The organism is Azonexus sp. (genome assembly GCF_049652925.1).
Classification (GTDB): Bacteria; Pseudomonadota; Gammaproteobacteria; order Burkholderiales; family Rhodocyclaceae; genus Azonexus.
On sequence record NZ_JBASFI010000010.1, the window covers coordinates 102,907 to 119,816 of the forward strand.

Here is a 16,910-nt window from a genome sequence, read left to right on the forward strand (position 1 = left end):
ACCCATGGACCTTCTCGACTTCTCCGACTGCAAGCTGTATTTCGAGGACGAACTGCCCGCCGAGGCCGAACGTCTGATCGCCCAGGCCGCGCAGGACTACGGCGACCCGGCGGCCGAACTGGCCCTGCTGCGCGCCCATCTCCTGGCCCCCGAACATCTCACCGTTCTGGTCAGCCTGTATCGCTACTATTTCTATCAGCATCGCCTTGACGATGTGCTGATCGTCGCCGACCACGCCAAGCGCATCTCGGCCCGCCATCTCGGCATTCCCAACGACTGGCGGCTGATTGACGAAACCCGCCTCGGGTCAGCCGCGGCGACATCCTTCGGCCTGCTCCGCTTCTATTTGCTCGCGCTCAAGGCCGAAAGCGTCGTTCTGCTGCGCCTTGGCCGCATCACCGAATCGCGCGACCGCCTGACCAGGCTTGCTGCGCTGGACAGCCGCGACCACCTTGGCGCCGCCAAACTGCTCGAAGTCATCGACGAGTTCCAGAGCGAAAACCCGGCCCCGGCCGAAGAACCTTCATTAACCCTAGTTGCTGCCTGAGGAAACCATCATGGACGATACCCTGACCCTTGCCGAAGCCATGGAAGACCTGGTTTCCGCCGAAGACTTTCTCGACTACTTCGCGGTCCCCTACGACCCGGCTGTCGTTCACGTGAATCGCCTGCACATCCTGCAGCGCTTCCACGATTACCTGACGAAGCAGGCCCCCAACCTGCCGCCGGAAGAAGAGCTGCAGCGTGGTATCTACCGCCTCTGGCTGGAACGCGCCTATCAGGACTTCGTCACCTCGGATTCGCTGACCGAAAAGGTCTTCGCCGTCTTTCAAACCGTTTCCAAGCCTGATGGCGGCATGAGCTCCTTCGTGTCACTCGACAAGGTATTCCGCTCATGATGAACGCCAAGTGGGAGTACGGTGAGGCCGTGCGCCTCACCCGCAACGTCCGCAATGACGGCACCTATCCCGGTCTTGATCCGGGGGACTTTCTGGTGCGCCGCGGCAGCATTGGCTATGTCGTCGATGTCGGCACCTTCTTGCAGGACCAGATCATCTACTCGGTGAACTTCCTCGAGGAAGGCAAGATCGTCGGTTGCCGCGAAGAGGAACTGATTGGCGGGGACGATGAATGGACCCCGTCGCGCTTCGAATTCCGCGAAAAAGTCCGCGCCGCCAAGCAGCTATCGGTCGGCGGCCAGGTGCTGGTCGAACTCGGTGCCGTTGGCGAAGTCATCAAAGTGATCCGCGATGCCGCAAACGGCGTGACGTATCACATCCACTTCGACAGCCTGCCAGGGCGCGTCCTGCAGATACCTGAAGCCATCCTCGAACCGCACAAACCGGCGGAGTAAGCAAATGCAACACGGCTACCTTGAACTCAAGCTTGCCCACGAACTGTTCAAAAAAGCGCCCGACACGCTGAGCGAGGCCGAACAGGCTCGCCTTGATGAAGTCGCCAGCAAGCAGGCTCGCCTTGAACAACGCATTCTGGCCAGCGCCACCGCTGCCCAGGTCGTGGTTCCGGCTCCAACCATCGCCACCCGGCTCGACGAAATCCGCCAGCGCTATGCCAGCCCGGACGACATGGCGGCCGACCTCGAACGCAACGGCCTCAACGCCGACAAACTGGCCGAGGCCGTCGAACGCGATCTGCGCATCGAAGCCGTGCTCGACAAAGTCGCCTCAGCCGTTCCGGCGGTCACCGAAGTCGATGCAGAGATCTACTACCGCCTGCACCCGGAAGCCTTCGACCGCCCGGAAGCCCGCCGCCTTCGCCACATCCTGATCACCTTCTCGAATCCGATAGAGAAGGCAATCGCCGCGAAAACGCTTGATGATCTACGGTCAACCGGAAAAAACGTCGAAAATTTCAGTCAGGCTGCGCTCCGCCATTCGCAATGTCCGACCGCGATGGAAGGCGGAAAGCTCGGCACCGTCAAGCGCCAGCAGCTCTTCCCGGAGCTCGAACCGGCGGCCTTTGAACTTGCGGTTGACGAAGTTTCCGAAGTACTCGAATCGCCGATGGGCTTGCATATCCTGCGCTGCGACGAAATCCTGCCCTTCGGCATGATGCCCTTCGCTGAAGCCTGTCCGCGGATCATCGAAAAACTCACCGAAAAACGCCGCCGCGAAGCCCAGCGCGACTGGATCAAGGAACAACCCTAGCCGTGCCCCCGGCTGACCGACAAACTCGGTAGCCACAAAGCATGAAGCCCATGCGTTTTAGACATGGGCTTCTCAGATCTTTGACCAAGGCTCTCATGGCCTGGGTGTTCGGCGTTTTGCCGTTGGGATGCTACTCAGACTTCTTATCAAACTGCGGCGGACTATCAACCATAGAACCTCCAGTCATTTAACAAAAACTCCGTTCTGGTGAAACCTGTTACTACCCAGAACTCAACTTCAGAATACGCCTCTGATTTGGAAAGTCCAGTCTATTTCTTGGCCTTTCAAGCAAATCTTCCTAAGCCGGACTTCCTGCTCCGGATAGCTGTTGCGGCACCAGCGAACGCTCCGAGACAATCAGCCGCTTCCTTATTCCGGCCCCTATCTTTCGCTCGACTTCCCACATGGCCAAACCCTTGACCACTGCGACTTGTTCAATGGCGGTTACGACATCACCCAGTTTGGTGCAGAGATACTCAGCACCGCGTTCGATTGAAGACTTCACTTTCATTCGGCCAAATCTCCCGTGTGGTTTTGCGTCAATAATCCTACTAAAGTTGCATCGCGATTAAAACCAGAAAATATTGATCGACTCCCCGGCCAATCGTGAATCATAACGAAGCGCGGATGTACCGAGCTTCAGCAGCCTTGATGGGAACAATCGAGGGCGGACTTCTGGCTCGATCAGCGTCATCAATTGGTAACCATATTCACATTTACGGCGCCCCGCGAGTTGATGTGCATTGCAACGCTTTGTACCAGTTTGTAGCGATCACCCAGAACAGGCATGTTCGATGCTGGCATCGCACCGGGCGCCAGTGACAACCTCGTCAGACGCCAATTAGCAGATATTTTTCAGGAGCATAGGCTCACATTTTTGGCAAGAGTCCCACGGCAGACAATCGCAGACTTTCGGCTGCTCGACGTAATCGGCACCGACATGCACTTTGCCGCTCCCCTGTTGCCTGGGTGCCGAGATTTTTTTCTGCGGCGGCGCTTCGTCGCCACCAATACCGTCGTGGGCAACAGGTGACCATTTGGCAAAAGGCGCCATGTCAGCCTGCTGCTCGATATACCAGATCTTCCGGGCAGCATCCCAGCGCGCCCCCAGCTTCTTGGCTTGTTCCTTCTCTGCGAAGGGAACCTTCAAATTGATACGCATTTTGCTCCCGGTTCTGTGGCGTGTTGGGCGCGAATTATAGTGACCACATCGGAACCATTACACCGATCCGGAACCCGGTCCCCATTCTTCGAGGAATCGGTTAACAAACTCCTCCATGTAACGATGACGACTTTCTGCCAGCTCCTTGCCCGTCGTCGTATTCATGCGCGCCTTCAGCAAGAATAGCTTCTCGTAAAAGTGATTGAGGCTGGTGCCTTTCGCGGCTTTGTAGGCCTCTGCCGTAGCATGCATGACTGGCGGCACATCGGGATCGTACATCAGACGATTGGCGTGTCCGCCATAGGCAAAGCAGCGGGCAATGCCGATGGCTCCGATTGCATCCAGTCGATCAGCATCCTGCACACACTTGCCCTCAAGACAGGCCATCTCCGTCTTCACCCCCGCCCCTTTGTAGGAGATGGTTGCAACGATTCCGACGACCTGCTCGATAACGCTCAATGAAGCCCCCTCGTCGGCAAGCAGGCGCCCGGCTTGGCGGGGACCGACGGTATCGTCACCATCGTGGAATTTCCAGTCGGCGATATCGTGCACCAGAGCGCCCAACTCCACGACTTCCGGATTTGCCCCCTCGCGCTGAGCAATCTGTCTTGCCAGTTGCCAGACACGACGGATGTGGTGCCAGTCGTGTCCGGAGCTCTCTGCCTCAAACTTGGCTTTGATAAAACTTGCGACGCGCTCGACCAAATCCGACGCGTTGTATTGAGATGCATCGCCCGACATTCCCTAAACCCCAAGACTTTCGAAGTATGGCAAAAGCGCCTTGGCCGCCTCAATCCTGTCACGAACGCTGCTATCCGGATCATTCATGACAGCCATCAGGAAGCTCTTTGGATCTTCAAAATTACTGCCCAGACCAAGCGACGACCGCAGGCGATTTGCCGCGAAGTTTTGCGGACCCGCGTCACTACCTGAACGTGTGTTGCCATCCATTGAAGCGGAAAGAGCTGCATCCGCCTGAAGGAGAGTCAATACCCTCCGGAAATCCTCAGACTTGATACTTTCAAGACTAGCCAGCATAGCCGCCTGCTTATCCAGATTTGGCGCCATTTCCAACCATGTTTCCTCGACGAACATGCTTCCCATGCTGGGGTCGATGAATGCAGACCAGCGCTCAGCGGGTTCGTCCAGGGTCTGCATCAGCGGCAGGACCGTCAGCGCGTCAGCATTCGCACACGCTTCAGCAGCCGGCCGAAATTTCAGTCTCGACAAGGGGATATCGGCAAGATATTTAACCCGGAGCGCATTCAAGAAAAACTGCGCCTGCTGACATGGCACGGGCTCAGCCAGCGAAAACCAGATTTGATAACCATCCTCAACGGAAACGGAGATGGCTGGCGCCGGCAAGTCAAAATCTTCCTGAACACCTTGATAGAGGACAGCCAAATGATCCCAGTAGCTGCCTCTTTCAACGCTGATGACCATCGTGCGGAGCATTCCAGCCGGACTGACGAGGGTGAGTCCGACATTGCTTCCAGCCGTCAGTCGCTCGGCGAGGATATCTGGCGTCAGCTTCCCTTCGCCAACATAATCCCGTTCACCGTTATCGTTCCGCTGCCAACTCAGCCACTCCTGCTCAGGAAGAAAATAGAGCCGCGTCAGTTCCGCAATCAGTCTGTTCATGAATCACCTTAAAGGGATATCCCAAATGCGGATGCGGGACGCTGGAGTCACATCTACAAGCAACAAAAAACCCGCAAAGCATTGCGCTGTGCGGGTCTTTGGCTTCTCAGACTTGGTGGGCGGTACTGGGATCGAACCAGTGACCCCTGCCGTGTGAAGGCAGTGCTCTACCGCTGAGCTAACCGCCCACTTGAGAGGGGCGCATTTAACCATAAGTCGCCAAGCCGGTCAAACGCGGGTCGGCTAGAATAGCACCCTTTGTTTCCGCATAGATCACGCATCCCATGAAGCCTGTCCGCACTCGTTTTGCCCCCAGCCCCACCGGTTATCTTCATATCGGCGGCGCCCGCACTGCACTGTTTTCCTGGGCCTATGCCCGACGTCACGGTGGCACCTTCATCCTGCGCATCGAGGACACCGACGTTGCCCGCTCGACGCCGGAAGCCGTGCAGGCGATTCTCGATGGCATGCAGTGGCTTGGACTGGAACATGACGAAGGTCCGTTCTATCAGATGCAGCGTATGGAGCGCTACAAGGAAGTCATCCAGCAAATGTTGGCTGCCGGCAGCGCCTATTACTGCTACACCAGCCGCGAAGAACTCGACACGCTACGGGCCGAACAGGAAGCGAAGAAGGAAAAGCCGCGCTACGATGGCCGCTGGCGGCCGGAAGCAGGCAAGACCTTGCCGACGCCGCCGGCTGATGTCCCGCCGGTCATCCGCTTCAAGAATCCGAAAGATGGCGTCGTTGCCTGGGACGACCAGGTCAAGGGCCGCATCGAGATCGCCAACGCAGAGCTCGACGACCTGATCATCGCCCGCGCCGACGGCACGCCGACCTACAACTTCTGCGTCTGCGTCGACGACTGGGACATGGGCATCACCCACGTCATCCGCGGCGACGACCACGTCAATAACACGCCACGCCAGATCAACATCCTCGCTGCCTTGGGTGCCGAAGTGCCGACCTACGCCCACCTCTCGATGATCCTCGGCGACGATGGCGCCAAGCTATCGAAGCGCCACGGTGCTGTTTCCGTCATGCAATACGATGAGGATGGCTTCCTGCCCGAGGCAGTCATCAACTACCTCGCCCGCCTCGGCTGGTCGCACGGCGATGAAGAAGTATTCTCGCGCCAACAGTTCGTCGAATGGTTCGACCTCGACCATATCACCGCCTCGGCCGCCCAGTTCAATACCGAGAAGCTGTTGTGGCTGAACCAGCACTATATGAAACTGACACCGCCAGCCGAACTCACCGCCCGGGTCAAGGCCATCCTGTCGGCGCGCGGCGTCGACACCAAGGCTGGTCCTGATCTTGAAAAAGCCGTTGTTTTGTATGTCGACCGCAGCAACACGCTGAACGTGCTGGCCGATGCCGTCGAGGTTTTCTACACAAAGGTCAAAGCCAATCCGGAATTGCTCGCCCAGCACCTCTCGGCAGAAGCCCTTCCGGCCCTGGCGGATTTTGTTTCCGGCCTCGCCACCGTCGCCTGGGAAACGCCGGCGATCAGCGCACTGGTCAAGGAAGTCATTGGCAAGCACGGCTTGAAAATGCCCAAGCTGGCGATGCCGCTGCGCGTCATTCTGACCGGCCAGGCGCAGGCGCCGTCAGTTGACGCCCTGGTTGAGATGATCGGTCGCGACCACGTTGTCATGGCTCTGTCGAAACATCTCTGAAAAATCGCGAAAGGCCCTTTACAAGGACCAAGCAGGTCCCTATAATGCGGCCTTCTTTCGCGGCGGGGGTATAGCTCAGCTGGGAGAGCGCTTGCATGGCATGCAAGAGGTCCGCGGTTCGATCCCGCGTACCTCCACCAAAAGTGCGAAAGAAAATAGTCCGGGTCCCCATCGTCTAGAGGCCTAGGACACCGCCCTTTCACGGCGGTAACCGGGGTTCGAATCCCCGTGGGGACGCCAAGGTTTTGGTAGTAAATGGAGTGGTAGTTCAGTTGGTTAGAATACCGGCCTGTCACGCCGGGGGTCGCGGGTTCGAGTCCCGTCCACTCCGCCAACATTGAAGAGAACCGGATAAGTCCGGTTTTTTTTCGGGTAGGAGGCAAACGCCTCGTATCCAGATAGTTCGGCTGTCTCTCGAATGTGGGGGTATAGCTCAGCTGGGAGAGCGCTTGCATGGCATGCAAGAGGTCCGCGGTTCGATCCCGCGTACCTCCACCAAGCGCCGAACTAGGTAGTACTGAAAGTCCGGGTCCCCATCGTCTAGAGGCCTAGGACACCGCCCTTTCACGGCGGTAACCGGGGTTCGAATCCCCGTGGGGACGCCAAGGTTTTAGCGCGGAGTGGTAGTTCAGTTGGTTAGAATACCGGCCTGTCACGCCGGGGGTCGCGGGTTCGAGTCCCGTCCACTCCGCCAACTTCTTGAAGACCAGCCCAGGCTGGTCTTTTTAGTTCACCTGCGAAAAATGGACTTTCCCCACCGGGGTATAATCGCCGGCTTAGTCGACTCGTCAGTGCCAGGAGCCCAATTCATGCAGCATCGCAGCGTCCTGTCGCTCGTCCGCCAAATCTTTGCCGCAACGCTTGGCACAGCACTGTTGACGCTTTCTGCTCCGGCGCTGGCCGAAGACATGGACGTAACGAGCTTCCCCTCGCTGAGCATGCCGTCGCTGGCCGAACCGGGTCTGGTTGCCGACGACGTGCTGACTGTCCATGAAATACACTCGGTGCCGCCATTGCCGGCCACCATCGACCTCACGCAGCACTCGACCAATTTGTGGGAGCGCATCCGCAACGGATTCGCGATGACCGACCTCAACGATGATCTGGTCCTTTATTACCAGCAGTGGTACCAGAATCGTCCCGATGCATTGCGCCGGATGGTCACGCGCAGTCGCCCCTACCTGCACTACATCGTCGAGGAACTCGAGGCGCGCGGCATGCCGACGGAACTGGCCCTGCTGCCGATGGTGGAAAGTTCGTTCAACCCGAACGCCTACTCGCCGGCGCACGCGGCCGGCCTGTGGCAGTTCATTCCGGCGACCGGCAAGCGTTTCAATCTCGAGCAGAACTGGTGGCGCGACGAGCGGCGCGACATCGTTTCGTCGACCGGTGCCGCGCTCGACTATCTGCAGGCCATCTACGAGATGCACGGCGACTGGCATCTGGCCCTGGCCTCGTATAATTGGGGCGAAGGCGCCGTCAAGCGGGCTATCGGCAAGAACGAGTCGCGCGGCCTGCCGACCGACTACCCGAACTTGACGATGCCGAACGAAACCCGGCATTACGTGCCGAAGCTGCAGGCGCTCAAGAACATTCTCGGCAACCCTGCGCTGATGGCCCGCCTTGATCTGCCAATGATCCCTAACGAGCCCTACTTTGCGACGCTGGAAACCCGGCGCCCGATGGACGTCAAGACGGTGGCCCGCCTAGCGAACATGACGGAAGAGGAATTCCAGCGCCTCAACCCGTCGCACAACCGACCGGTCATCAAGGCGGCGACCCCCGTCGTGATTCCCGCCGACAAGCTCGACGCCTTCCGCGCCAACCTGCAAAACACGCAGTCCCCGCTGACGCAATGGCAGGCCTACACGCTGACCGCTCCGGAAAGACTGGACCGCATCGCCGCCAATTTCGACACAACGCCCGGCGAACTGGCCCGCGCCAACGGCCTCTCGGAACGAGTCCGACTCGGTGCCGGGTCGACCTTGCTGGTACCGGGCAGCGGTAGCTCGGCCAGCCTCAACATCCTGCTCAACACATCAACGCCACAGCACATCATCGAGCCGGAGCCCTCGGCGCGTTGCGGCAAGGCTGGCAAGGGCAAGCGCGTCGCGAAGAAGTGCAGCAAGGCTGAATCGAGCGTCAAAGCCTCGCCGATGGATGGTGGGAAGCAACGTGGAACTGGCGTCAGACAGGGCAAGACAGGAAAGTCAGTGACCAGGGCCGCCAGCAATGGCAACGCGAAAACCGGCAGCGCCAAACCAGCCAAAGGTGGCGCGACAAAACCAGCGAAGCCAGCGAACGGCAAACGCCGCTAAATTAGCCGGCGAGATGGCAATTGACGGTGTGCGTTCCTGAAATGCCGGTAACGGCTGGATAGCGTAGTCGGCAGACATCCATCGCCTGTGCGCAACGCGGATGGAAGTGGCAACCGCTCGGCGGATTGGCCGGCGATGGCGTTTCGCCGGGCAGACGGATAACCGTGCTGTGACTATCCAGATGCGGTGCCGGAACGGCCGACAACAAGGCTTGCGTGTAGGGATGCTGCGGCGAACGCAGGATTTCTTCCGCCCTGCCCTGCTCGACGATGCGGCCGAGGTACATGACGGCAACGTCATGGGCCAGATATTCGACTACGGCGAAGTTGTGGGTGATGAACAGGTAGGCAACGCCAAGTTCGGCCTGCAGTTTCTTGAGCAGATTGAGGATTTGCGCCTGCACTGAAACGTCGAGCGCCGAAGTCGGCTCGTCGCAAATGAGCAGTTCTGGTTGCACAGCCAGGGCGCGGGCGATGGCGATGCGCTGGCGCTGGCCACCGGAGAATTCGTGCGGGTAGCGGTCGATGGCTTCGCTCGCCAGGCCGACCTGCTGGAGCAATGCTGCGACCGCTGCCGCCCGCGCAGCGGAATCCGTCTCGACGCCGAGCGCGCCCATGCCTTCGGCGATGATTTCGCCGACGCGCAGACGTGGATTGAGCGAGGCGAACGGATCCTGGAAAATCATCTGCATGTGCCGGCGCACGGCACGCAAGCGCCGGCCTTTGAGGCCGACCAGTTCACTGCCGCCCAGCTTTACGCTGCCGGCCGTGGGCTGGATCAGCTGCAGCAGCGCCTTGCCGACTGTCGTCTTGCCGCAGCCTGATTCGCCGACCAGGGCCAGTGTGCGCCCGGCGGAAATGGCCAGCGAGACGCCGTCGACCGCACGGACGTGGCCGACAGTGCGCTGCAGGAAGCCCTTGCGGATCGGGAAATGGACTTTGAGGTCGCCAACTTGCAGGAAAGGCTTGCCGGGATCGATGTCGAGTTCGGTGACGGCATGGCGGGTTCCTTCGTCCGCTTCCGCCTCGCCTTGCCAGTGGCAACGGACGGTGTGGCCATCGGCGACCTCGCGCCACGGCGGAGAAACTTCACGGCAGACCGGCATGACGTGGGTGCAGCGGTCAGCAAAGCGGCAGCCGCTGGGCATGGCGGCGAGCGATGGGACCTGGCCGGGAATGGTAGTCAGCTTGAGGCCGCGCCGCGAGATTTCCGGCAGCGCCTCGAACAGCGCTTGCGTGTAGGGATGGCGCGGCTGCGTGAAGAATTCTTCGCGGCTGGCCACTTCGACCAGTTCGCCGGCGTACATGACGCCGATACGGTGGGCCATGCGGGCGACGACGCCGAGGTCGTGGGTGATGAGCAGCATGCCCATGCCACGGTCAACCTGAATTTTGGCCAATAAATCGAGGATCTGGGCCTGGACGGTGACATCGAGGGCAGTGGTCGGCTCGTCGGCGATGAGCAGTTCCGGCTCGCCGGCCAGGGCGATGGCGATCATGACGCGCTGCTTCATGCCGCCCGAGAGCTGGAACGGGTATTCGGTCAGCCGGCGTTCGGGATCAGCGATGCCGACCTGACGCAGCAGGTCGACCATGCGTTCGGTTGCCGCCGCGCCGCGTAGGTTCAGGTGGCGTTCGAGTACTTCACCGATCTGGCGGCCGACGGTGAGCACCGGGTTGAGGCTGGTCGCCGGTTCCTGGAAGATCATCGCCATGCGGCCGCCGCGGTAGGCGCGCATGTCGGCTTCGGAGAGGCTGAGCAGTGGCTCGCCTTCGAGGGCAACGCGGCCTTCGAGAATGCGCCCGGCGGCGGGCAGCAGGCGCATGACGCCCTGCGCCGTGGCCGACTTGCCGCAGCCGGATTCGCCGAGCAGGGCGAAGGTTTCGCCTTTGGAAATCGAGAAGGAAATGCCGTCGACCGCAGCCAGCGTTTTCTTGCCGGCAGTGAAGCCAAGACGGAGGTTGTCGACCTTCAACATTTACGCAGCCCTCGGGTCGAATGCGTCGCGCACGGCGTCGGCGAACAGGTTGGCGGCGAGGACGAGAATGAACATCGCCGCGAAGGCGGCGACCAGCGACCACCAGACGACCGGTTCGCGGCCGAGTTCCATGCGGGCGTTGTTGATCATGGTGCCGAAGCTGGTCATCGTCGGATCGACGCCGATGCCGACGTAGGACAGCACGGCCTCGGCCAGCACGAGCCCGGAGAAGTCCATGACCAGCGCGATGATGACGATGTGCATGAGATTGGGCAGGATGTGGCGGACGATGATGCGCCAGTTCGACACGCCGAAGGCCTGCGCCGCCTGGATGTATTCGAGTTCGCGCAGCTTGAGCGTCTCGCCGCGCAGCAGCCGGCACAGCCCCGTCCAGCTCGTGATGCCGAGGATGAAGCACAGGGCGAGCAGACGCAGATCGGCGCGCTCGGCGGCGGTCGAGAACCATTGCGGATGCGTGTCGATGACGACCTGCATCATGAGCACGGCGGCGGCGATGAGCAACACGCCGGGGATCGAGTTGAGCACGGTGTAGATGTACTGGATCACGTCATCGACCCAGCCGCGGAAATAGCCGGCGACGATGCCGAGCAACACCGCCATGGGCAGCATGACGAGCGTCGTGACGAGGCCGATGATGAGCCCGGTACGCACGCTTTTGAGGATTTGGTAGAGCACGTCCTGGCCGACCTTGTCGGTGCCGAAGACGTGGTAGTAGCCGGACAGCCAGAACAGCGGGACAGCAAAAACCAGCATGAGCAGCAGCGTGAGCAGCACGGCATCCCAGGCAAAGGCCGATTCACGCAATTTCAATTTTGGGTTTTTTTTCCGGTTGACCGTGGCAACCGCGCCGAACACGCCCAGCCAGCCGATAAAGGCCAGCGCGCCGGCCTTGAAGGCCGTCATGCCGGCATCAGCCGCAACGTCATCCTCGCGTTCGCCGAGATGCTGGCCGCCGTGCTTCAGTCGCGGATAGTCGCGCACCGTTCCCTGCCCCAGCACGTCGATGGTTTCCTTGGCGTAGAGCCGGGTGGCAAACGGTTCGGAATAAGTCTTCTCGTTGCGCGAACGCAGCGGCGCGGCCAGCGCATCGAGCACCGACAACACCTCGATCGCATAAACCGCCTTCTGCCCCGCTTTGCTTTCCAGCTGCGCCCGATAATGAAGCGAATCGAGCAGGCCGATCAGGATGAAGGCGAGCAGTACCGTTGCCGAGGCCATGCCGATCCGGTTCGCCCCGACCCGGCGCCAGGCGGCGAGCAGCGGTGGGCTTTTCGCGATCAGCACGCCAACGCCCAGCCCTGCAACGACCAGCAACCAGATCAGCATATCCGACCAGAGCACGACGACCTGAAAGCCCATCATTCGAAGCGTATCCGCGGATCGACCAGCGTGTAGGAAATGTCGGTCAGGATCAGGCCGACGATGTAGAGCACCGAGCCGATGAAGACCATGGAGCGCACCACCGAGAAATCCTGCGCGTTGATCGCGTCGATGGTGTAGCTGCCGAGGCCGGGGATGCCGAAGAAGGATTCAGTCAGCAGCGAGCCCATGAAGAGCAGCGGAATAACGACGACGACACCGGTCAGGATCGGAATCAACGCATTGCGCAAAATGTGGCGGAAGAAAACCAGCGTCTCGGGCAGGCCCTTGGCGCGGGCGGTACGCACGTAATCCTTGCTGACCTCCTCGAGGAAGATCGTCCTGTACCAGCGCGTCGACGAGCCAATGCCGGAAACGACCCCAATCAGCACCGGCAATATCAAGAAACGCCACGCCTCGAGCCCGGCCCCAAAGCCTGAAATCGGCACCAGCCGCCAGACTTTGCTGATCAGATACTGCCCGCCGATGATGTAGAACAGCCCGGAAATCGACATCGCCGCGACGCACAAAACAACGCCCCAGAAATCAAAGGCCGTGGCGCGGAAGAAGGCCAGCGTCAGCGCAAAGGTGATGGTCACGAACAGGCCGAGAATAAAGGTCGGCAAGGCAATGGCCAGCGAGGGCAGCATCCGGTTGCCGATTTCGCGGGCGATGTCGCGGCCATCCTCGGCCCGTCCGAAATCGCCGACGAACATGCGCGCCGATTTCTCGAAGAAAATGGTGTTGGTCACGCTGGCCAACCCGCCAGCTTCGGCGTTGATCAGCAACGGCTTGTCGTAACCGCGCTCCACCTTCCATTTTTCGATCGCCTCCGGCGTCACTCGCTTGACGCCAAGCTGCATGCGCGCCATGTCGTCCGGCGTATTGACGACGAAGAACAGCGCGAAGGTAACGAGGTTTACCCCAATCAGGATGGGGAGCGCGTAAAGCAGGCGGCGGATGATGTAAGCGAGCATTGGCCCGATTATGCCAAGAGCCGGCGAGAAGTGCTAAAACAAAGCTGGGCCGGGCAAATCGCCCGACGTGGCCGTCTACCGGGCACCGTCCTCATCGTCAGCGCCCTGCAGACGCTGATCGAGTCGTTCATCAGGATTGGCGAAGTAGCAATCCAGCGCCTCCTTGAGGTTTTCGATGGCTTCGGCCTTAGTCAGGCCATCGGTCACAATGTCCAGTTCGATGCAGCGGGCGACAAAGACGCCATCCTCAAGATCGACGGTGAAGTTCAGTTTTTCAGCCATGAGTGTGATTCTGAAATGGTTTCCGGATACCGCGACACAGCCCGGCCGTGCCATGCGTTTTACATTTCTTAATTTTTCTTGCCTTTGCAGACCAGGGTCGTAACGGTAAAGTGCGCGTCTCGCCGGGCTTCAATCAAGCGTATTTCGTGATGGACCAATAAAAAAGCGCCCCGAAAGGCGCTTGAAATTAGGTGCTGGCGGAGAGGGTGGGATTCGAACCCACGGTACCTTGCAGTACGCCTGATTTCGAGTCAGGTACATTCGACCACTCTGCCACCTCTCCGCAGCGGCCGGCATAATAGCACAACAGATGAACTGGATAAAACGCCTATCACTGCTCGCTGTCTGTTTTTTTGTCGCTACCTGCGGCTACGTCGGGTCGCGCCTGCCGCTGCCCTTTCCGACGCCGGCCCAGCACGACCTGGTGGTACTGATCCAGCCGGGTCTGCTGACCTATGCAACCGACGACAACGGTAACCCGACCGGGCTTGAATATGATCTGGCCCAGACCTTTGCCCAGGAACTTGGCGTCGCCGTCAAATTCGAGGTTGTCGAACCCGATCAGCTTGATGACCGTCTGGCCAGCAATGAATATCACCTTGCCGCCGCCTGGTTGCCCCCGGGAACCGACCCCGATGTTCAGGCCACCCCACCGATCTTTCTGACCCGCGACATCCTCGCCCAGAGCGATGCCTCGCTGCCGCTCACCGAGTTGCAGCAACTGGCCGACCAGACCGTCCACGTCATCGCCGGCTCGCGCCAAGCCGCCACGCTGAATCGGCTGGCCAAGGAAATCCCCGGGCTCAGAGTCGTTGAATTCAGCACGGGAGACATCCTCGAACTGCTCGAAAAGCTGGGCAGCCAGGGCATTCAATACGTCGCCATCGACGAAAACTTCGCAGACATCGCCAACCAGTTCGTCCCCAACCTGCGCACCACCCTGCCCCTCAGCCAGACGCAGCCGGTTGTCTGGCAGTTGGGCAAGCATCCAAACCCGGAATTGCGCGAACGGCTCAACACCTTTATCGAACGCGTCCAGCACGACGGCACGCTGGCCCGGCTGGAGGACCGCTATCTCGGCCATGTCCGGCGACTGACCCAGGCCGATGTGATCAAGTTCCTCGGCGAAGTCGAGACCACGCTGCCCAAGTTCCGCAAGTCCTTTCAGGCTGCCCAGGCATTGACCGGCATCGACTGGCGATTGCTCGCCGCCGTCGCCTACCACGAGTCGAACTGGGATCCGAACGCGACCAGCTACACCAATGTGCGCGGCATCATGATGCTCACTGAAGAGACAGCCGATCACCTGCAAGTCAGCAACCGTCTCGATCCGAGCGAAAGCATCCTGGCCGGCGCCCGCTACATCAACATGCTCAAGGAAGCGTTGCCGGAGGAAGTCAGCGAGCCGGATCGCACCTGGCTGGCGCTCGCCGCCTACAACATCGGCCCCGGCCATTTCAACGGCGCCCGGATGCTGGCCAAACACCTGAAAACCGACCCCAATTCGTGGTACGAGATGAAACGCGTGCTGCCCAAACTGGCCCAGCCCAAGTATTTCAGCATGGTCAAAACGGGCCGGGCGCGCGGTGGCGAAGCGGTCATTCTGGTCGAGAACATCCGCAGCTATTACGACATCCTGCTGCGCAACGCCTCACCCTTTGCCCCAACGCCGTCCGCCGCCGCTGGTCTGACGCGGCTGGTGCTTGAAATTGAAGAGCGGCGCAAGGCCTACGTCAAGCGGATTGCCGCCGCCAAGACGATCTCGGCGACGGAACAGGAAGAGACGGGGGAGGCTACGCTGCGTCTGCCGACCATTGGACAGGAAGTCAAAGACTGAACCTCTCCCCCTCTCAGGGGAAGGAGGCTGATCCAGTCAGCTTAGCTGGCGGAAATGACTTCCAGCCCGCCCATGTACGGGCGCAGCACGGCCGGAACGGTCACGCTGCCATCGGCCTGCTGATAATTTTCCAGGATGGCGACCAACGTGCGACCGACAGCCAGACCTGAACCGTTCAGCGTGTGGCACAACTCCGGCTTGTTCTTGTCGTTGCGGAAACGCGCCTGCATGCGCCGAGCCTGGAAAGCACCGAAGTTGGAGCACGACGAAATCTCGCGGTAGGTATTCTGGGCCGGCAGCCAGACTTCGAGGTCGTAGGTCTTGGCGGCGGAGAAACCCATGTCGCCGGAACAGAGGGCCATGCGGCGATACGGCAGCTCGAGCTTTTCGAGGATGACTTCGGCGTGGCGGGTCAACGCCTCGTGCGCTTCGGCCGATTGCTCGGGATGGACGACCTGGACCAACTCGACCTTGTCGAACTGGTGTTGGCGGATCATGCCGCGCACGTCGCGGCCGCCCGAACCAGCTTCGGAACGGAAGCACGGCGTGTGGCAGACGAACTTCAGCGGCAGCGCCTCGGCGGCGAGAATTTCGTCGCGCACGATGTTGGTCACCGGCACTTCGGCCGTCGGGATCAGGTAGAGCGGGTCCTGGTCGCCGCGCAGGACCTTGAACAGGTCTTCCTCGAACTTCGGCAACTGGCCGGTGCCGTACAGGCTGGCGGCATTGACGAGATACGGCGCGTAGAGTTCGGTGTAACCGTGGTCGGCCGTGTGAGTGTCGAGCATGAACTGGGCGAGCGCACGGTGCAGGCGGGCCAGGCCGCCCTTGAGCAGCGAGAAACGCGAGCCGGCGATCTTGGCGGCGGTGGTGAAATCGAGCTGACCGAGCTGCTCGCCAACGTCGGTGTGGTCCTTGACCGGAAAATCGAAGCTGCGCGGCGTGCCCCAGCGCTTGATTTCAACGTTGCCGGTTTCGTCGGAACCGACCGGCACCGACTCGTCAGGAATATTCGGCAGCGCGGCCAGAATGGCGTTGAACTGTTCGAGCAACTCGCCGAGGCGGGCTTCGGAAGCCTTCAACTCGTCGCCCAGGGCTCCAACCTCGGCCATCACCGCTGAAGCATCCTCGCCCTTGCCCTTCAACATGCCGATCTGCTTGGACAGCGAGTTGCGCTGGGCCTGCAGTTCCTGCGTGCGGCTCTGCAGCGTCTTGCGCTCGGCTTCGAGCGTCTTGAATTCGGTGAAATCGATGGGCTTGCCGCGCTTGGCCAGGCCTTCGGCCACGGCGTCGAGGTTGGAGCGGAGTTGTTGGATGTCGAGCATGGGGTTTCCTGAATTGCGGCGGCGGACCGGCATTGCTACGGTCAACCGGAAAAATCGGCCAAAAACGAAATTATACGCGAGGGACATGGGAAGCCGTGCCGGGCCGGCCAACGCATTTGAGCCCCCGCCCAGCCAAAATTAGGTACCATCCAAGCCATAAGAA

The 16,910-nt window shown here is 60.4% G+C and carries 16 protein-coding genes and 8 tRNA genes; 13 read left to right on the forward strand and 11 right to left on the reverse strand.

Annotated features, from left to right (window positions below):
• Window positions 1-4: 4 nt before the first annotated feature.
• The 4 genes from WBK19_RS03480 to nifM are packed head-to-tail and all read left to right on the forward strand — an operon-like array spanning window position 5 to window position 2,168.
• Window positions 5-547 carry a hypothetical protein gene (locus WBK19_RS03480; protein WP_511286988.1) on the forward strand — a complete coding sequence of 181 codons (543 nt, stop codon included), beginning with the start codon at window positions 5-7 and terminating at the stop codon, window positions 545-547.
• A gap of 10 nt (window positions 548-557) precedes the next feature.
• Window positions 558-899, forward strand: coding sequence for a nitrogenase-stabilizing/protective protein NifW (gene nifW / locus WBK19_RS03485; RefSeq protein ID WP_511286990.1), 342 nt, complete (start codon window positions 558-560; stop codon window positions 897-899).
• Entirely contained in the window at window positions 896-1,354 is a 459-nt protein-coding gene (locus WBK19_RS03490; RefSeq protein ID WP_494647802.1) for a nitrogen fixation protein NifZ, read from the forward strand. Before nifW ends, WBK19_RS03490 begins: the two co-directional genes overlap by 4 nt.
• A gap of 4 nt (window positions 1,355-1,358) precedes the next feature.
• Complete coding sequence (nifM, locus tag WBK19_RS03495) at window positions 1,359-2,168, forward strand: nitrogen fixation protein NifM (protein ID WP_511286992.1); 810 nt, start codon at window positions 1,359-1,361, stop codon at window positions 2,166-2,168.
• A gap of 298 nt (window positions 2,169-2,466) precedes the next feature.
• Here the strand turns inward: nifM and WBK19_RS03500 are convergent, their stop codons facing one another.
• The 5 genes from WBK19_RS03500 to WBK19_RS03520 all read right to left on the reverse strand — a co-directional run bounded on the left by WBK19_RS03500 (window position 2,467) and on the right by WBK19_RS03520 (window position 5,159).
• Window positions 2,467-2,679, reverse strand: coding sequence for a hypothetical protein (locus WBK19_RS03500; protein ID WP_494647800.1), 213 nt, complete (start codon window positions 2,677-2,679; stop codon window positions 2,467-2,469).
• 330 nt (window positions 2,680-3,009) lie between these two features.
• Window positions 3,010-3,330 (reverse strand): DUF5710 domain-containing protein, encoded by a 321-nt coding sequence (locus WBK19_RS03505; RefSeq protein ID WP_511286994.1) that lies wholly within the window; start codon window positions 3,328-3,330, stop codon window positions 3,010-3,012.
• Between the two features lie 57 nt (window positions 3,331-3,387).
• Entirely contained in the window at window positions 3,388-4,071 is a 684-nt protein-coding gene (locus tag WBK19_RS03510; protein ID WP_511286995.1) for an HD domain-containing protein, read from the reverse strand.
• 3 nt (window positions 4,072-4,074) lie between these two features.
• Entirely contained in the window at window positions 4,075-4,971 is an 897-nt protein-coding gene (locus tag WBK19_RS03515; protein WP_511286997.1) for a hypothetical protein, read from the reverse strand.
• Between the two features lie 113 nt (window positions 4,972-5,084).
• A tRNA-Val gene (locus WBK19_RS03520) sits at window positions 5,085-5,159 on the reverse strand.
• Between the two features lie 96 nt (window positions 5,160-5,255).
• Here WBK19_RS03520 and gltX point away from each other — a divergent pair.
• The 8 genes from gltX to WBK19_RS03560 all read left to right on the forward strand — a co-directional run bounded on the left by gltX (window position 5,256) and on the right by WBK19_RS03560 (window position 8,968).
• Entirely contained in the window at window positions 5,256-6,650 is a 1,395-nt protein-coding gene (gltX, locus tag WBK19_RS03525) for a glutamate--tRNA ligase (RefSeq protein ID WP_511286999.1), read from the forward strand.
• A 64-nt stretch (window positions 6,651-6,714) separates the two neighbouring features.
• Window positions 6,715-6,790: transfer RNA gene (locus WBK19_RS03530), tRNA-Ala, on the forward strand.
• Window positions 6,791-6,814: 24 nt separating this feature from the next.
• A tRNA-Glu gene (locus WBK19_RS03535) sits at window positions 6,815-6,890 on the forward strand.
• A 17-nt stretch (window positions 6,891-6,907) separates the two neighbouring features.
• A tRNA-Asp gene (locus tag WBK19_RS03540) sits at window positions 6,908-6,984 on the forward strand.
• A gap of 88 nt (window positions 6,985-7,072) precedes the next feature.
• Window positions 7,073-7,148, forward strand: a tRNA-Ala gene (locus tag WBK19_RS03545).
• 31 nt (window positions 7,149-7,179) lie between these two features.
• Window positions 7,180-7,255 (forward strand) — tRNA-Glu (locus WBK19_RS03550).
• Window positions 7,256-7,267: 12 nt separating this feature from the next.
• Window positions 7,268-7,344: transfer RNA gene (locus WBK19_RS03555), tRNA-Asp, on the forward strand.
• A 115-nt stretch (window positions 7,345-7,459) separates the two neighbouring features.
• Window positions 7,460-8,968 (forward strand): transglycosylase SLT domain-containing protein, encoded by a 1,509-nt coding sequence (locus WBK19_RS03560; protein ID WP_511287001.1) that lies wholly within the window; start codon window positions 7,460-7,462, stop codon window positions 8,966-8,968.
• Window position 8,969: 1 nt separating this feature from the next.
• On the opposite strand, the gene WBK19_RS03565 is transcribed toward WBK19_RS03560, so the two are convergent.
• From WBK19_RS03565 to WBK19_RS03585, 5 genes are all read right to left on the reverse strand, one after another.
• A complete protein-coding gene (locus WBK19_RS03565) occupies window positions 8,970-10,946 on the reverse strand; it encodes a dipeptide ABC transporter ATP-binding protein (protein WP_511287003.1) in 1,977 nt (658 codons plus the stop codon).
• Complete coding sequence (locus tag WBK19_RS03570; RefSeq protein WP_511287145.1) at window positions 10,947-12,326, reverse strand: ABC transporter permease; 1,380 nt, start codon at window positions 12,324-12,326, stop codon at window positions 10,947-10,949.
• Window positions 12,326-13,303, reverse strand: coding sequence for an ABC transporter permease (locus WBK19_RS03575; RefSeq protein WP_511287005.1), 978 nt, complete (start codon window positions 13,301-13,303; stop codon window positions 12,326-12,328). Before WBK19_RS03575 ends, WBK19_RS03570 begins: the two co-directional genes overlap by 1 nt.
• A 75-nt stretch (window positions 13,304-13,378) precedes the next feature.
• Entirely contained in the window at window positions 13,379-13,585 is a 207-nt protein-coding gene (locus WBK19_RS03580) for a type II toxin-antitoxin system HicB family antitoxin (protein WP_511287007.1), read from the reverse strand.
• Window positions 13,586-13,780: 195 nt separating this feature from the next.
• Window positions 13,781-13,868 (reverse strand) — tRNA-Ser (locus WBK19_RS03585).
• 27 nt (window positions 13,869-13,895) lie between these two features.
• On the opposite strand from WBK19_RS03585, the gene mltF reads away from it, so the two are divergent.
• Window positions 13,896-15,422: a membrane-bound lytic murein transglycosylase MltF gene (gene mltF / locus WBK19_RS03590; RefSeq protein ID WP_511287009.1), complete on the forward strand. Its 1,527-nt coding sequence runs from the start codon at window positions 13,896-13,898 to the stop codon at window positions 15,420-15,422.
• A 41-nt stretch (window positions 15,423-15,463) separates the two neighbouring features.
• Here the strand turns inward: mltF and serS are convergent, their stop codons facing one another.
• A complete protein-coding gene (serS, locus tag WBK19_RS03595) occupies window positions 15,464-16,747 on the reverse strand; it encodes a serine--tRNA ligase (RefSeq protein WP_511287011.1) in 1,284 nt (427 codons plus the stop codon).
• Between the last annotated feature and the right edge of the window lie 163 nt (window positions 16,748-16,910).

Coding starts and splice junctions, on each gene's coding strand:
- WBK19_RS03480 (WP_511286988.1), top strand. CDS start 5: ATGGACCTTCTCGACTTCTCCGACTGCAAGCTGTATTTCGAGGACGAA.
- nifW (WP_511286990.1), top strand. CDS start 558: ATGGACGATACCCTGACCCTTGCCGAAGCCATGGAAGACCTGGTTTCC.
- WBK19_RS03490 (WP_494647802.1), top strand. CDS start 896: ATGATGAACGCCAAGTGGGAGTACGGTGAGGCCGTGCGCCTCACCCGC.
- nifM (WP_511286992.1), top strand. CDS start 1,359: ATGCAACACGGCTACCTTGAACTCAAGCTTGCCCACGAACTGTTCAAA.
- WBK19_RS03500 (WP_494647800.1), bottom strand. CDS start 2,679: ATGAAAGTGAAGTCTTCAATCGAACGCGGTGCTGAGTATCTCTGCACC.
- WBK19_RS03505 (WP_511286994.1), bottom strand. CDS start 3,330: ATGCGTATCAATTTGAAGGTTCCCTTCGCAGAGAAGGAACAAGCCAAG.
- WBK19_RS03510 (WP_511286995.1), bottom strand. CDS start 4,071: ATGTCGGGCGATGCATCTCAATACAACGCGTCGGATTTGGTCGAGCGC.
- WBK19_RS03515 (WP_511286997.1), bottom strand. CDS start 4,971: ATGAACAGACTGATTGCGGAACTGACGCGGCTCTATTTTCTTCCTGAG.
- gltX (WP_511286999.1), top strand. CDS start 5,256: ATGAAGCCTGTCCGCACTCGTTTTGCCCCCAGCCCCACCGGTTATCTT.
- WBK19_RS03560 (WP_511287001.1), top strand. CDS start 7,460: ATGCAGCATCGCAGCGTCCTGTCGCTCGTCCGCCAAATCTTTGCCGCA.
- WBK19_RS03565 (WP_511287003.1), bottom strand. CDS start 10,946: ATGTTGAAGGTCGACAACCTCCGTCTTGGCTTCACTGCCGGCAAGAAA.
- WBK19_RS03570 (WP_511287145.1), bottom strand. CDS start 12,326: ATGGGCTTTCAGGTCGTCGTGCTCTGGTCGGATATGCTGATCTGGTTG.
- WBK19_RS03575 (WP_511287005.1), bottom strand. CDS start 13,303: ATGCTCGCTTACATCATCCGCCGCCTGCTTTACGCGCTCCCCATCCTG.
- WBK19_RS03580 (WP_511287007.1), bottom strand. CDS start 13,585: ATGGCTGAAAAACTGAACTTCACCGTCGATCTTGAGGATGGCGTCTTT.
- mltF (WP_511287009.1), top strand. CDS start 13,896: ATGAACTGGATAAAACGCCTATCACTGCTCGCTGTCTGTTTTTTTGTC.
- serS (WP_511287011.1), bottom strand. CDS start 16,747: ATGCTCGACATCCAACAACTCCGCTCCAACCTCGACGCCGTGGCCGAA.